The organism is Agriterribacter sp. (assembly GCF_035444585.1).
In the GTDB taxonomy this organism is placed as follows: Bacteria; Bacteroidota; Bacteroidia; order Chitinophagales; family Chitinophagaceae; genus Agriterribacter.
In genome coordinates this window covers 22,087-38,171 of record NZ_DAOMOZ010000018.1, presented here as the reverse complement: position 1 = coordinate 38,171, position 16,085 = coordinate 22,087, and the positions used below count along the sequence as shown (strand labels likewise).

10 protein-coding genes are annotated in these 16,085 nt (G+C 44.5%); 5 read left to right on the top strand and 5 right to left on the bottom strand.

All coding sequences use genetic code 11. The features are described 5' to 3' along the window. Positions 1–14 precede the first annotated feature (14 nt). Entirely contained in the window at positions 15–4,925 is a 4,911-nt protein-coding gene (sov, locus tag PLH26_RS03540; RefSeq protein ID WP_324584606.1) for a T9SS outer membrane translocon Sov/SprA, read from the top strand. 113 nt (positions 4,926–5,038) lie between these two features. After that, on the top strand, positions 5,039–5,728 hold the full coding sequence (locus PLH26_RS03535; RefSeq protein WP_324584605.1) for an SDR family NAD(P)-dependent oxidoreductase: 690 nt from the start codon (positions 5,039–5,041) through the stop codon (positions 5,726–5,728). Between the two features lie 239 nt (positions 5,729–5,967). Here PLH26_RS03535 and metG read toward each other — a convergent pair whose 3' ends face one another. Continuing rightward, on the bottom strand, positions 5,968–8,058 hold the full coding sequence (metG, locus tag PLH26_RS03530; protein ID WP_324584604.1) for a methionine--tRNA ligase: 2,091 nt from the start codon (positions 8,056–8,058) through the stop codon (positions 5,968–5,970). 201 nt (positions 8,059–8,259) lie between these two features. On the opposite strand from metG, the gene PLH26_RS03525 reads away from it, so the two are divergent. From PLH26_RS03525 to PLH26_RS03515, 3 genes are all read left to right on the top strand, one after another. Then, on the top strand, positions 8,260–8,640 hold the full coding sequence (locus PLH26_RS03525) for a hypothetical protein (protein ID WP_324584603.1): 381 nt from the start codon (positions 8,260–8,262) through the stop codon (positions 8,638–8,640). 104 nt (positions 8,641–8,744) lie between these two features. After that, entirely contained in the window at positions 8,745–9,758 is a 1,014-nt protein-coding gene (locus PLH26_RS03520) for a S66 peptidase family protein (protein ID WP_324584602.1), read from the top strand. Positions 9,759–9,853: 95 nt separating this feature from the next. Next, a complete protein-coding gene (locus PLH26_RS03515) occupies positions 9,854–10,768 on the top strand; it encodes a S66 peptidase family protein (RefSeq protein ID WP_324584601.1) in 915 nt (304 codons plus the stop codon). An 88-nt stretch (positions 10,769–10,856) separates the two neighbouring features. Here the strand turns inward: PLH26_RS03515 and PLH26_RS03510 are convergent, their stop codons facing one another. The 4 genes from PLH26_RS03510 to PLH26_RS03495 form a co-directional block, all read right to left on the bottom strand. Next, positions 10,857–12,440, bottom strand: coding sequence for a T9SS type A sorting domain-containing protein (locus PLH26_RS03510; protein ID WP_324584600.1), 1,584 nt, complete (start codon positions 12,438–12,440; stop codon positions 10,857–10,859). A 276-nt stretch (positions 12,441–12,716) separates the two neighbouring features. Beyond that, entirely contained in the window at positions 12,717–13,214 is a 498-nt protein-coding gene (locus PLH26_RS03505; protein ID WP_324584599.1) for a SixA phosphatase family protein, read from the bottom strand. Positions 13,215–13,402: 188 nt separating this feature from the next. Next, entirely contained in the window at positions 13,403–15,250 is a 1,848-nt protein-coding gene (locus tag PLH26_RS03500; protein ID WP_324584598.1) for an amidophosphoribosyltransferase, read from the bottom strand. Positions 15,251–15,406: 156 nt separating this feature from the next. Beyond that, positions 15,407–16,048: a hypothetical protein gene (locus tag PLH26_RS03495; protein WP_324584597.1), complete on the bottom strand. Its 642-nt coding sequence runs from the start codon at positions 16,046–16,048 to the stop codon at positions 15,407–15,409. Positions 16,049–16,085: the final 37 nt, after the last annotated feature.

Here is a 16,085-nt window from a genome sequence, read left to right as displayed (position 1 = left end):
CTATACGCAATACCATGCTGGGTATGGATTTCAGCTACCGCAACGAAGTGCCGCGACTGAACAGGCTGTTAGACAAGCTTCCTTTTTATACTCCGGAAGGCACATCGTCCATTACCGCTTTTGGCGAAGCGGCAAAGATCATCCCCGGGCATGCCCCCCAGATCGGTAAAGGCAGGAACGGGTTGATCTACATTGACGATTTTGAAGGAACAAGGGCCAGTATTGATTTGCGCTTCCCGCTTATAAGCTGGGCTTTGGCCAGTACGCCCTTAGGCGCCACCGATAAAGACGGCAATATTCTTTTTCCCGAAGCGGGGCTTTATAATAGCTATGATTACGGGAAGAACAGGGCAAAACTGGCCTGGTACAATATTGAACCGGTACTGCAGGAAAGAAGGAATGCCAGTAACCCGCTGCAAAACAATATAGAGGAACTCTCCGATCCGCGGGTACGCGCTGTTTCACAATCAGAGATCTTCCCCCTGCGAACACCCGATTTTGGCTTAAACCAACTGGTAACGTTTGACCTTGCCTATTATCCAAAAGAAAGAGGGCCCTACAACTATGACGCTACCGGGATAGATGGGGCTGGAAGACTGAATAGTCCGTCAAAAAGATGGGGCGGCATGATGCGTTCTATTGACCAGACGGATTTTGAGACCAACAACGTGGAGTTCATAGAATTCTGGATACTTGATCCCTTTATAAAAAACACCAGTCCCGCGGGCGGCCAACTGTATTTTAATTTAGGCAATGTGTCGGAAGATATTTTAAAGGATGGAAAGAGAGCTTATGAAAACGGGCTCCCCACGCCCAAGATCCCTGCCCAAACCGATAACTCCATCTGGGGTACCGTTCCGGTCAACCCCATACAGGTTACCCAGGCATTCAGTAACGAACCCGACGACAGGCCCTACCAGGATGTGGGTTATGATGGTAACAGGGACGAAGACGAGCAAACATTGCACCAGCAATACCTGCAGCAGTTACAGGGCGCTGTTGGCGCCGGTTCGCAGGCATACCAGCAGGCGCTTGCCGACCCTTCTTCCGATAATTTCAGGTACTACCGTGATGGCGTATACGACCAGTCCAATACAGGTATCCTTGGCCGTTATAAAAATTTTAACGGGCCGCAGGGTAATTCTCCCGTGTCATCGGGAAGCTCAGAATTTTCATCTGCAGCCACCATGTATCCCGATGCCGAAGATCTTAACAAGGACAATACGCTCAATGAAAATGAAGAATATTTCCAGTATCGTATAGCCATCAAACCTGCGAACGATCCTGAAATGCAGATCGGTAATAATTTTATCATAGATAAAAAAGAAGTGACCGTGCAGTTGGCGAACGGGAGCAAAGAAAACCAGATCTGGTACCAGTTCCGTGTTCCCATCAACGCATACGATAAAAAAATAGGGAACATCCCGGATTTTAAATCCATCCAGTTCATCAGGATGTTCCTTACCGGTTTTGAAGACTCAACCGTGCTGCGTTTTGCCAAGCTGGAACTGGTAAGGAATCAATGGCGGAAATTTACTTATGAACTGGATACTGCCGGCGTTTATAAGCCTATTGATGCATCCGACCCGGTGAATTTTAACGTAGGGGCAGTAAATATCGAAGAAAACGACCGGCGTCAGCCCATTCCCTACCGCATGCCCCCGGGTATTGAAAGAGTGCAATCGCTCAGCAATGGCGGCATCAATATTTTGCAGAATGAGCAATCCATGAACATGCAGATCTGCAACCTGCCCAATGGCGAATCGAGAAGTGTTTTTAAAACCCTGAACCTCGACATCCGGCAGTTCCGGAGGCTGATGATGTTCATTCATGCCGAAAGCGTAAATGGCCAGCCGCCTTTAGCCGATGGAAGGATCAATGCGGTAATAAGAATTGGCAATGATTTCATCAACAACTTTTATGAAATAAAGATCCCACTGAAGATCACCCCCTCCGGCGCAACCGCAGATACGGACATATGGCCGGAAGAAAACAATCTTGATTTCGACCTTGGTATACTGGAACAGCTGAAAGCAGAAAGGAACCTGCAACTGGTTAACCCCAATGCCATTTACCGCAGAACCGTTGATAACCGTATTTATTCGGTAATCGGTAATCCCAATTTTGGTGAAGTAAAAGGATTCCTTGTAGGTATTGAAAATCCCGGCGATGGCACAGGAGCACCCATTTGTACCGAAGTATGGATAAATGAACTGCGGCTTTCCCAAATTGATGAAAAGGGAGGATGGGCAGCATTGGGCAGGGTGGATATTGCGCTTGCCGACCTGGGTTCCCTTACTTTCTCAGGCAATACGCATTCTGTTGGATTTGGCGCCCTGGAGCAAAGAGTAAACGAAAGGGCAAGAGACAATTTTGTTCAGTTTGATGCTGCTGCCAACCTGGAGCTGGGAAAATTATTGCCCCGGGGTGCGGGAATAGAGATTCCCTTTTATGCCAGCGTATCCCAAACCATAAGCACCCCGGAATACGATCCTTATGATATGGATATCAAGCTGAAAGACAAGCTGGGAGCCGCGCAGGGAAATGCAAAAGATTCTATAAGGAATGCAGCCATTGATATCACAACTATAAAAACAGTTAATTTCACCAATGTGCGGAAGGTGCTGCCGGAAGGTAAGCGGCAGCGGATCTGGAGCATTTCCAATTTCGATCTCAGCTATTCCTATACTTCCATTAAGCAGCATAATCCGCTGGTTGAAAACAATGAGATCAAAAAATATAAGGCGGGCATAGGATACAATTACACCGGACAGGTAAAATCGTGGGAGCCATTTAAAAATATGTTCAAAAGCAAATCGGCATGGCTTGCTATGGTCCGTGATTTCAATCTCAATTTCACGCCTTCGCTCATTGGTATACGTTGGGATGTGAACCGGCAGTTTGGTGCTTTGCGGCCACGCGAAGTATATGTTCCGGGCACCGCTCCCAGTCCATTTAAAATACCCGAGACCTACGACAAGTTTTTCACTTTCGACAGGCATTACAATTACCGGTGGGATATCAGCCGCTCGCTGAATTTCGATTTTGAAGCCATGAACAATGCGAGGATAGATGAGCCGGCCGGCAGATTGGATAATAAAGCCAAAAAAGATACCGTATTCAAAAACCTGTTCAAAGGGGGAAGAAATGTACTGTATAACCAAAGAGCCGATCTTACCTATGCATTACCCACTTCAAAATTGCCGCTGTTAGACTGGACAAATGCCAACCTTGCCTATAAAACAACTTATAGCTGGATAGGCGCATCGCGGTTGGCCATCAACCTGGGCAATACCATACAGAACAGCAATGCAAAATCTGCCACGGTTGATCTTGACTTTAACCGGCTGTACGGCAAATTCAGGATACTGAGAGCATTGGAGCAGCAGGGCGATAATACACCCAAGCCACCACCGGCTGCCGGTAATCAGGCAGATACTTCCAGTACCGGTAAAAAACGCGATCCGAATGAATTACCCGGGCTGAATGGTTTCGTAAAAGCTTTCGGCAAACTCATCACCTCTGTAAAGCGTATTAACTTCACCTATAGTGAAGGCGCCACTTCATTTATACCAGGATACACAGACAGTACCAAATACCTGGGGCAGAACTGGGGCAGCATGGCCCCCGGCCTCGGCTTTATTTTGGGTAAGCAGCCCAACAGCGGCTGGCTCGACAGGGCAGCGCAAAAAGGATGGATATCAAGAGACAGTCTTCAGAACAACCTGACGCGCCAAACCTTCGATCAGCAATTTTCGGCCACTGCCACTTTAGAGCCGGTGCGTGATCTGCGTATTGATCTCAGCCTGAGCAAAACATTTAACCGGACATACAGCGAATTGTTTAAAGACACGATCGGGAACGGGCAATTCGGACATCTTAACCCTTATGCAGGCGGCGGCTTCAGCATCAGCTATATTGCATTTCAAACCCTGTTCAAAAAATCTGATCCCAATCTTATCAGCGAAACGTTCCAAAAATTCCAGGACTACCGGCTGATCATGTCGGAAAGATTAGGCGTTAAAAATCCGTACAGCCAGGTAAAAGGCTCCGACGGGTATTACCTCGGATACAGCCGCTATGCCCAGGATGTGCTGATCCCTTCTTTTATTGCAGCTTATACCAATAAGGATCCCAATCAGGTATCATTGCTGAAAACAGGCGGAACCAATGTGCGCTCCAACCCGTTTTCGGGGTACCTGCCCAAACCCAACTGGCATATTGAGTATACCGGACTGAACCGCATTGCACCTTTGGATAAAATATTCACCAGCTTTACGCTTCGTCATGATTATAAGAGCACACTCGGGATGAATGCATTTAATTCCAACCTGCTCTTCCAGGACAGGTGGAGGCTGGGCTTTCCTTCTTTCCTGGATACCGTGTCCAATAATTTCATTCCCTACTTCCTGGTGCCCAATATTACTATAGAAGAACAGTTTGCTCCGTTAATGGGCATTGACTTTTCATTGACCAACCAGTTAGCCGTAAGGTTTGAATATATTAAAAGCCGTACCCTGAGCTTAAGCCTTATTGATTACCAGCTAAGTGAAATGCGTTCTTCGGGCATCAACCTGAACGCTTCATGGCGGATACGCGGCTTTTCATTGCCTTTCAATATTAACCTGTTCAATAAAAGCTCGGACACAACCAGCAAAAGAGCCGAAAGCGATGTGAAATTTACGATAGACTTCAGCGTAACAGATAATATTACTTCCAACAGCCGGCTCGACCAGGCCAATGCTTTTGCCACCCAGGGGCAAAAAGTGATCACCATAAACCCTTCTATAGATTATGTATTAAGCAATCGCATACAACTGAAATTCTATTTCGATCAGCAAAGAACCATACCGTATATTTCTTCATCGGCGCCAATGGTAACTACAAGAGCGGGCGTGCAGGTTAATATATCGCTGGCGCAATAATGGATCTGAAATTTCAGGTTTTTGATTTGGGATGGCATTGGATAGCGGCAGTATCCCCTTGTTCGCTGAACACGGTTTTCGGCATCAGCCTGTTTTTTTGTATATTTCACACCATGAAAACCATAATCATTACCGGAGCCAATGGAAACCTGGGAGCCGTTACGGTAAAAAAATTCCTGGAGCATGATTACCGGGTAATTGCTGTTGCCCGCTCGGGAAGCGAGTTGGGCTTTGCCAGCGACAACAAAAATTTTGAGTTGCATCAATTAGATCTGAGCGACGAAAATACTTCTCACCTTTTTATTAAGAAAGCGATCAGCTTATACGGCAGCATTGAAGGTGGCTTATTTTTGGCTGGTGGTTTTGCTATGGGTAATATAGAAAGCACCACCGGCGATGCATTGAGAAAAATGTTCGCGCTCAATTTTGAAACGGCTTACCATATTTCGCACATACTGTTTGAGCACATGCTGCAAAACGATTATGGAAGGCTGGTTTTCATAGGTGCAAAGCCTGTGCTTCAACCGGAACATGCAAAAAATTCGGTAGCATATACCCTTTCCAAATCTTTATTGTTCAGTTTGGCCAATATACTGAATGCAGCGGCCGAAGGCAAAAACGTAACCGCCTCGGTAGTAGCCCCCAGCACCATTGACACTCCCTCTAACCGTGAGAGCATGCCCGATGCCGACTGGAGCAAATGGGTAAAGCCCGAACAAATTGCAGATGTGCTTGAATTTATCTGCAGCGATAATGGGCTTCCGTTGCGGGAACCGGTGTATAAGATATATAATGATGCATGAGAAAAACCATCAAAAAACAAATGACAAAAAACAACTAAACCCTGCTCCACTGCACGGATTCATATAACAAATCCGGAGCCGGAGAACCGAAATCCGAAGAAAGTACAAAGCACCAAAAGACAAAATAACAAAACAAATAAAGCCTATCCCTATAACGAATATACCTCGTAACTTGCAACCTGTATCCTTTCTTTCACCTTTCACCTTTCACCTTTCACCTTTCACCTTTCACCTTTCACCTAACTCACCCCTGCTCCCGGCTCTACTGCTTCTTCGGTATTTACAAAATGCAGCCTGCCGTTCTTATCTTCTGCCATCAGTATCATACCATTGCTTTCGATACCCCTCATTTTACGGGGCGCCAGGTTGGCAACAACCACCACCTGCTTTCCAACGATCTCTTCAGGCTTGAAATGCAATGCAATGCCCGAAACAATAGTGCGCTTCTCAAAACCAAGATCAATTTCCAGTTTCAACAGCTTATCCGCTTTTTCTATCTTTTGTGCGGATAATATCTTCCCTGTTTTCAGGTCCAGCTTTGCAAAATCGTCGTAAACAATTTCCGCCTTAAGCATATTTTCTTTCGGTTGAGCCGCGTTGTCTTCCGTAGTTTTCTTTTCAGCGGTTGATGTATTGGGACCGGCAACAGCATTCGCCCGCAGCTTCTCCACCTGGGCAGTTATTTCACTATCCTCTATTTTTCTGAACAGCAGTTCGGGCGCACGTAAAGTATAGCCCACACTCAGCAATTTAAAGCTGCCTGCATTCTTCCAGTCCAGCATTTTTTCCACCACTTTCAGCATATGCCGCATCTTTTGCGCAGTGGCAGGCAAAAACGGGTTGATAAAAATGGCAAGGTTTGCTGTGAGCTGCAGGCTCAGGTGGATGCAGTTGTCTATTTGCTGTTGCCCGTTTTCTGCGCCGGCTTTCTTCCAGGGTTCTTTTTTCTGAAGATATTGATTGCCCTTTCGGCTCAGGTCAATGATCTCGAACAAAGCTTCCCTGAACCTGTATTCTTCTATGGATTGTGTGATTTTTATTTTGGCAGCCCCAATGTCTTCCATAAGCTGCTTATCATCGGCATCAATAATGGCATTGTGAAAAGGAGGCACTTTACCGCCGCACAATTTATGCATCAGCACCAGCGACCGGTTTACAAAGTTGCCAAAGATGGCCACCAGCTCGCTGTTGTTCCTGTCCTGGAAATCTCTCCACGTAAAATCATTGTCTTTGGTTTCGGGGGCATTGGCACACAGCACATACCGCAATACATCTTCACATCCAGGAAAATCTTTTAGGTATTCGTGCACCCACACGGCCCAGTTGCGGCTGGTTGAAACCTTTTCGCCTTCAATATTCAAAAATTCATTGGCGGGCACATTATCGGGCAGCACAAAGCCGCCATGCGCTTTAAGCATGGCTGGGAAAATGATACAATGGAATACGATATTGTCTTTACCAATAAAATGCACCAGTTTCGTATCTTCCCTACACCAGTAATCCGCCCATTGACCCGTTAGCTCTTTTGTTGCGCTGATGTAACCGATAGGAGCATCAAACCATACATACAATACTTTACCTTCTGCACCGGGTAGTGGAACTTTAATGCCCCAGTTGCTGTCGCGCGTCATAGCCCTGCTCTGCAACCCGTTGTCCAACCAGCTTTTACATTGGCCATATACGTTATTCTTCCATTCTTTATGGTCTTCCAGCACCCACTCCTTAAGCCAGGGCTCATAATGCTGTAGCGGGAAATACCAGTGTTTGGTGAGTTTTTTTACCGGCACTGCATCGCTCAGGGCGCTGCGGGGATTGATGAGCTGCTCGGGGCTGAGCGATGACCCGCATTTTTCGCACTGGTCGCCATAAGCATTGGGGTTACCGCATACCGGACAGGTTCCGGTGATATACCTGTCGGCTAAGAAAGTTTTGGCTTTTTCATCATAGTATTGCTCCGTTTCTCTTTCTTCAAACAATCCGTCATCATACAATTTCTTAAAAAAATCTGCTGCTGTTTTATGATGAACAGGACTGGTAGTCCGCGAATAGATATCGAATGAAATACCCATCTTTTCAAAACTGTCCCTGATGACAGCATGGTATTTATCAACGATCTGCTGAGGGCTCACCCCCTCTTTCATAGCCCTGATGGTAATGGGAACGCCATGCTCATCACTCCCGCCCACAAATTTAACATCCTGCTTTTGCGCTCTCTGGTAACGTACATAAATATCCGCGGGTATATAACAGCCTGCCAAATGACCGATATGCACCGGCCCGTTTGCATAAGGCAATGCCGCTGTAACCAAAATTCTTTTATAATCTTTCATATATGTAAAAAGGAATGCAAAAGTAACTCAATATAGCGACATGATTCAATTCGTACACCCATGCTCCCGTTTTTGCGCGAGGCCATCACAATTGACAGTGATGAGAATACCCGAATAAATATAAAACAGGTATGCCCGGAATTTCATACATTTACTGTCTTCTGTAAAACTTGTTATATTCCTCACTCAAAAATGATCGTTATGAAAAGTATTCTTTTGGGGTTCCGCAAAACAGCAACACTTGCAACCATAAGCTTTTGTTTCATGGCTTTTGGAGCAAATGCGCAGGATGAATCGAAAACAGTGTCGGGTGAAGTGCTTGATATGGCCTGCTATATGGCCAAAGGCGCTCATGGTGAAAAGCACAAGGGATGCGCTGCAGCCTGTATAAAAGGTGGCGCCCCGATGGGGCTGCTCACCAGCGATGGCAAAATATATTTACTGGTGGAAAATCACGATAAAAAAGAGGCATACGCTAAAATAAAGGATCATGCCGGTGAAAAAATTACGGTTAAGGGTACTGCCTCCACAAAAGGCGGACTGCAGGGCCTGGTTGTGGATGAGTTAAAAGAAAAGAGCTGATATACCACGAAGCTCTTATATGAACCAATGGTGTTGTTGGTGTTGCAACAGGCTTTTGCACTGGCTGCATCAGCAACACTTTGTTATTTTCTTTACTTTGGAACATGAACCGAAAACATTTCCTTTCTTCTCTGCTCACAACCGGTGTTTCATTTAAGATCCTGGCAGCTCCGCCCCATAATCCGGATATATCCTTTCGCATTCCACAGCAACTTAAGCCCGGAGATGTGATGGGCATTACCTCTCCCGCAGGATACATTACCATTGAAGAGCTTCAGCCGGCTATTGAGCAAATACAAAGCTGGGGACTAAAAGTAAGGCTGGGCACAACCATAGGCAAAAGGGACTTCAGCTTTGGGGGCACCGACCAGGAAAGAGCACAGGATTTTCAACGCATGCTGGATGATCCTTCCATAAAAGCCATCATGTGTGCAAGAGGCGGCTATGGCTCCATCCGGATCATTGACCAGCTTAATTTTTCAAAATTCCTTGCCAGGCCCAAATGGATCATAGGCTTCAGCGACATTACCGTTATGCATTGTCATATCAACAGCAATTACAAAGTAGCCACCATTCATTCAAAAATGTGCAATAGTTTTCCCGGCGACTGGCTAAACGCCGAACCTGTGCAAAAAGAAACCATCGTATCTATAAAAGATGCCATTACAGGTGTTAAAATGAAATACACCGCTTTGCCCCACTTAAAAAATCGGAATGGTATTGCCGAAGGCACATTAACGGGAGGCAATTTAAAAACAATAGAAACGCTTGCCGGATCAAGATCTGAGATTAAAACCGCCGGTAAGATCTTATTTGTGGAAGATACGGGCGAATATCTTTATAGCATTGACCGGATGTTCTGGAGCCTGAAACGAACCGGGAAGCTTTCGGAATTAAAAGGACTGATCATTGGCGGCTTTAAAATAAAGCCCGACGATCCGGGTGAAGCGTTTGGAAGAACATTATATGATATTGTATGGAGAAAAGTGAAATCATACAAATATCCCGTGTGCTTTGACTTTCCTGTAGGGCACCAGAGAAACAATTATGCGCTTAAGTGTGGCGTGCTGCATCGCCTGAGCGTTACGGCCAATGGTGTGGAATTGCTGGAGGTGTGAGAGAGAAGTGGTGAGTGGTGAGTTGTGAGTTGTAAGTGGTGAGTTGTGAGTTGTAAGTAAAATACAGGTGTATAACAATTACAGCGTACAAATACATGATTAAAATACCTCCTTATCTTAAAAAAGGCGATACGATCGGTATTACCTGCCCGGCAGGATATATGGCTGCCGGAAAAGTACAAACCTGTATTGAGGTATTGCAACAGTGGGGTTATAAAATAGAGGTAGGGCATACGGTAGGCAGCGGCTCAGCTACTTATTTTTCGGGCAACGACGAAGAAAGATTGGCTGAATTTCAGCAAATGCTGGATGATAAAAATATAAAAGCCATCTTATGTGCAAGGGGCGGATACGGTTGCGGGCGTATAATTGAGGATATTGATTTTAAAAAATTCAAAAAAAATCCCAAATGGATCATCGGCTTCAGCGATATCACCATTTTGCATAGCCACATTTATTCAAACTACCGCATTGCTACCCTGCATGCCCCAATGGCAGCCGCTTTTAATGACGGGGAATATAAAAACGAATATGTGCAATCTCTAAGAAAAGCCTTAACCGGCAAAAGCGCAAAATACACCTGCAAAGCAAATGCGCTGAACATAAGAGGAGCGGCCTCGGCGCAGTTGGTAGGTGGCAATCTTTCCCTGCTGGCCCATGCTACAGGTACTTCTTCCGACATTGAAACCAAAGGTAAAATATTGTTCATAGAAGAAACAGGAGAATACCTGTATAGCGCCGACCGGATGCTGTACCAATTAAAACGCAGCGGCAAACTAAATAAGCTGGCAGGTTTAATAGTTGGCGGATTTTCGGACATGAAAGATACCACAAGACCTTTCGGAAAAACCATTTACGAAATTATTTTTGATATCGTAAAAGGATACGGTTACCCGGTTTGCATGGGTTTCCCCGTAGGTCACGATAAGGAAAACTATGCATTAAAAGTAGGCGCCGGTTATCATTTGAACATTACACAAAAAAAGGTAGTGCTCCGGGAAATGCCCTAATGCTGCTGTATTGAATAATGAAACAAAAAGGGCCGCCCTCAATATATTTCAGGCAGCCCGTATCTAACCGTCCAATAACGCTTTAATACTATTGTTTTAAAAGCTTACGGGAAGCAACTGCACCGTTTTCTCCAGTGATTTTAAGGATGTAAAATCCTTTTTCAAACCGGGCGGCTTCCGCAATAACGATATTGTTGCTGCCGCTGGTTACTGTTGCCGCTTTTACCAGTTGGACTTGCCCCTGCAGATTAAAAAACGCAATGCTGATCTTTTCTTTCCCCGGGGAACGATAGCTGATGGTAAGCTGGCTTGTAAAGGGGTTAGGCGAAGCTGCAATGCCGCTTACCACCGCGGAACCCAAACTGACCGTTTTAATATCACTGTATTTTTCCAGCCCCCCGGGTTCAATAACTTTAATGCGGTAATATGCCATTGCCGGCTTATTCGTGGATAGCTCCCTGTCGTAATACTGATACACAGCATCATCCTTCCGCGATATTTTAACAAGCGGAACAAATTCCTTTCCATTGTAGCTTCGCTGCACCTCGAACAACGTTCCGTGATCGGATTCGGCAGACCATGTTAATACAGGTACCTGACTGGCAAGGCTTACAGAAAAATCATTCCATACCAGGGGCAATATAATAGAAGCGGAAGCCGCATAACAGGGATAAGTGGAGGCTGTTGTGGTATCCGGTGCATCAAACCGGAAATAAATGGTATTGGAATGTACATTACCCCACTGCTCATCAAATATCCGGGTGGTGCTGCTGCGGCTTACCGTATATACTTTTAAGGTATCGGTAGTATAGCCGTTCACGCCTATCGTTCCTCCTCCGGTGGTTTTGCCTGTTAAATACATAAAGCCATTTCCCTTGATCGTGCCATTGTTGGTAAATTTTACCGCTTTAATGATGCCCTGGTCAAGGCTTATAATGGTCCCGTTATTGTTGGTGAAAGCAGAAGCTTTTTGTTCGTTGGAAGCCCAAAGCAACCCACTGTTGTAAATTGTACCGGAATTAACGGTGATCGTTCCTCCCGATACCATTCTGCAGGTATTGGTTATGCCGGCATTGTTGTTAAACGTAATGCTTTTTTTTGCATACCAGTATCCTTCATTTTGTAATTGGCCGGAGCCTGTTACAAAATCCTCCCCTATCAAAACATTCTTCCTGTTCACTATAGAAACAGATGCATAAGCGCTGAAGTCTTTTTCTATAATTACTTCACCATAATTTATAAAATGGCTCCCATTTGCATTTATAGCCAAGGAACCCGTAAAGTGAAGGGTGGCATTGTTAGCGTTGGTCCAGGTTTGTGCACTGCCGTTCATTTGAGCATTCCCGTTAACCGTAACGGCGCCGTAATTTTCCAGCCCAAAGCCTGCTGCTGTTTGCAGAGATGGTAAAATAGCCGTGCCGTATACAACATACTCACTGCTGTAACCATTTACCGAGGATGGTTTAAAAGTAGCGCCTACGGCTATCGTTATTTTAGCCCCCTGGCTCCAGTTATTTATTTTTCCTGTGAAAGTGCCCTGCCTGATGTAGAGACTATCACCTGCCTGTAAAGTGTACGTTGCCGAACTGCCGTCATCAATGTAAGTAGTCTGTGAAAAAGCCGAACACGCCAGCATAACAAAGAAAAGGATAAGGGTAGAATTCTTTTTCATTTTATAGGGTTTAATGTTTTTACCAGGTAATTTTATAAATAACACCTATCATTAACGGAAAATATATTTATGTTATTCTAAAAGTTTACACTTAGTAACCTGAGCGCAAAATAACTGTGCTTTTACGAGAAAAGCATAGTATTTTTACGATTTTGACCTTTGCTAACAGGAGGAAACTTCGCCGAAAAGGTTGAAAAAGAGGAAAATAGGTGCTAAGGCGCTGAGGCCAACAGGAGATACGGTAATGACTATTTTATAATACCAGTTGCAGGGAGTTTACACATGGTTTTTAGGATAGTCAAAAAACCAGAATTGCTTTGGCGCTTTGCGGAAGTCATGCCATTGTCCGATATCGGTTTTTATTGCAAATATGCCACAGGTAGGAACATTATCTACTTTAATTTCACTGGTGAGGAGGTTTACGAGATGGGTGATGGCGGGGTTATGAGAGCATATTGCAAGATGATGAAAGTCGTTTGCAATACCTTCTATCACCTCATAAAATACATCGGCCAAAGGCAGATACAACTCTGCTTTCAGCACGAGGGCGCTTTCGGGGAGTTCATATGCTTTAATAAAAAATCCGGCTGTTTTTCTGGCTCTTTTGGCAGGGCTGGAAATAAAGGAGTCGAGGGGGATTCTTCTGCTTATCAGGCGCCTTGCCATCTCCTGCGCGTCTTTTTTACCCCGCTCATTCAGAGAACGGTCAAAATCGCTTACCGATGCATCATCCCAACTGCTTTTGGCATGGCGAATGAATAATACAGATCTCATCTGTTCTCATACATTTAGGGAACAATAGTTTAACAACAGGAACGGTTTAACAACAAAGGTATAACCACAATAAAAATTCAAAAGGATACTTCATCTATACCTGAGAAAAACAACATAGGAAATGCAGGATTTAAAAACGGGTGCAAAAAGCATTTCAATGTTTAAACAAAAATCAAGCCAACAATTTGTTAATATCCCCTTATGTTCTTCCCTTCCATAAAATTTATGAACGCTTTATTCACAACCCTGTTGCCGCCCGGGGTAGGGTAGTTACCGGTAAAATACCAGTCGCCTGTATTGGTAGGACATGATTCGTGAAGATCTTCAATGGTTTGATATATTACATCCACAGGTGTAGTAACGTCCTGTGGAGTAATGAGTTGTGAAATTTTTTTAGATATGTCCTCTGCTGCAAATGGCTTATAAACACCACGAACCACGTTTTCGGTATGCAACCGGTTATTTCTTTCCATTTCCCTGCATTTATTGTACAGATCCTGCAGTATATAATCCATTTTTTGTTCCCTGAGTAAGGTAATGGCTGCCTGAAAAGCAATAAAATCATTCATCTTGCTCATGTCAATACCATAACAATCCGGGTATCTTATCTGCGGGGCGGAAGAAACAATGATAATTCTTTTAGGTTCAAGCCTCGACAGCATTTTTATTATGCTTTCCCTGAGCGTGGTGCCCCGTACAATGGAGTCGTCAATAACCACAACAGTATCCTCGCCTTTCTTTATTGATCCGTAAGTAATATCATACACGTGCTGTACCAGTTCATTGCGGCTGACATCTTCCGTAATAAACGTGCGCATTTTCACGTCTTTATTGGCGATCTTTTCAACCCTGATGCGGCGGTTAACCATTTCAGCAAGCTTCTGCCCATCATAATCCTTTCCCCAGGAAAGTATGCGTTGTACTTTAATATTATTCAGATAATCCTCCATGCCCTTCAGCAATCCGTAAAAAGCTACTTCGGCAGTATTGGGAATAAACGAAAAAACGGTGTTTTTGAGATCATAATTAATCGTTTTAAGCACATGGTCGCTTAAATGATTTCCCAATGCTATTCTTTCCTTGTAAATTTTTTTATCGTTGCCGCGGGAAAAATAGATCCGCTCAAAACTGCAGGCTTTTCTTTCTTTGGGTTCAATGATCTGTTCAATCTGGTAAGATCCGTCTGCGCGTACGATCAACGCATTCCCCGGCATCAGCTCATGCACTTCTTTTTCACCCACATTAAATGTTGTGCGAATGGCGGCACGTTCCGAAGCGGCCACAATAATATCATCACTTATATAATAATAGGAAGGGCGTATGCCATGCGCATCGCGCATAACAAACCCGTCGCCGTTGCCAATAAGCCCGCCTATATGATATCCGCCGTCGAACAGGCTTGCCGATTTCTTTAATACATTCACAACATCAAGCCTTTCGGGATGTTGTTCATCTTCCTTAACTAAAAAATGATGGACTACTTCCATCATTGCGGCAAGATCACTTTGCTTTTGGAATACGCCTGGCTCAATATTCACCAAAGCAAACAACTCTTCTGTATTTACAAGATTAAAGTTGCCGGCTAATGCAAGGTTTAAAGCGGGAATAGTATGGCATTTAATAAAGGGGTGACAAAATTCAACATTGTTTCTTCCCTGGGTACCATACCGCAAATGACCCAGCAACAGTTCTCCCATAAACCGCATATTGCCTTTCATCAAACCGGGGTGCTTTTTTAATTCCGGCTGATATTTTTCCAGTTCGGCGATCTCTTCCGATACCTGGCGAAACAAATCGGCAATGGCCATGTTCTCAATACTGCGGATGCGATGCATGAACGGATAACCCGGCTCTGTGTTCAGCTTGATCGTAGCAATGCCTGCGCCATCCTGCCCCCGGTTATGCTGTTTTTCCATAAGCAGGTACAGCTTGTTAAGTCCGTACATTACCGTACCATATTGCTGCAGGTAATAAGAGAAGGGTTTTCTAAGCCTTATAAATGCCAGTCCGCATTCATGTTTTACAGGATCGCTCATGAAGAATATTAAAAAGAAGCCGCAAAGGTACATTGTTTAAACTAAAGAATCAGGAACAACAACAGTGAAGGCTGGATTTTTGTTTTCTAAAAAAAATGCCTGCGGAAAGTCCGGCAGGCACCAACGGCTATCTTTCATAGTAGCGCAATTTTGCGCTTAACTGTTTCGCTTCGACTTTAATTGTTCCAGCACCTTACGCTGATTTTCTATTTCTGTTACCTGGGCTTCCTGCTTTTTCTTATTGTCTTCAAGCTCGTCCTGGAGGTTTCTGATCTTTTTCTCCAGTGAAGCCTGGTCTTTTACCAGGTCATCATATTTTTTTTGAGCTTTTTTGGCGACCTCTTCCTGGTCCCGGATATCTTTTTCCAGTCGCTCGCTTACCGTATAAGAAGCAACGCTGCTGTAAAAGCCATCCTCCGATAACATATTGCCTTCAAAAGGCACCGGCGTTGCCTGTTCACCCGGCTTACTGGCAAAAAAATACACCAGGCTGGTTTCTTTCTCCTTTCTGCTTTTCCTTTCCACCTTTATATACAGGTCACTGCGTTCATTGCTGATCTCCGGATTGTCAACATCCTTAAATACCATCCAGCCTTTGGTTTCCTTCGGCTTGTAGCCCCACTTGAGCATTTTACTCTTAACAGCCTGCTCTACAATATCCGGTGCATCGCTTATTTCCATTGATTTTACCGTTCTTTTGGTTTTATTGAAATCCACAACGGCTTCGCTAACCTGTGCCGAAACCGGTGTTATGCCTGAAGCAATACCTACCAGGAGAAGTAAAAAATATTTTTTCATATATCCGTTTGTAAGAAGAGACTATGTATTATAGAAA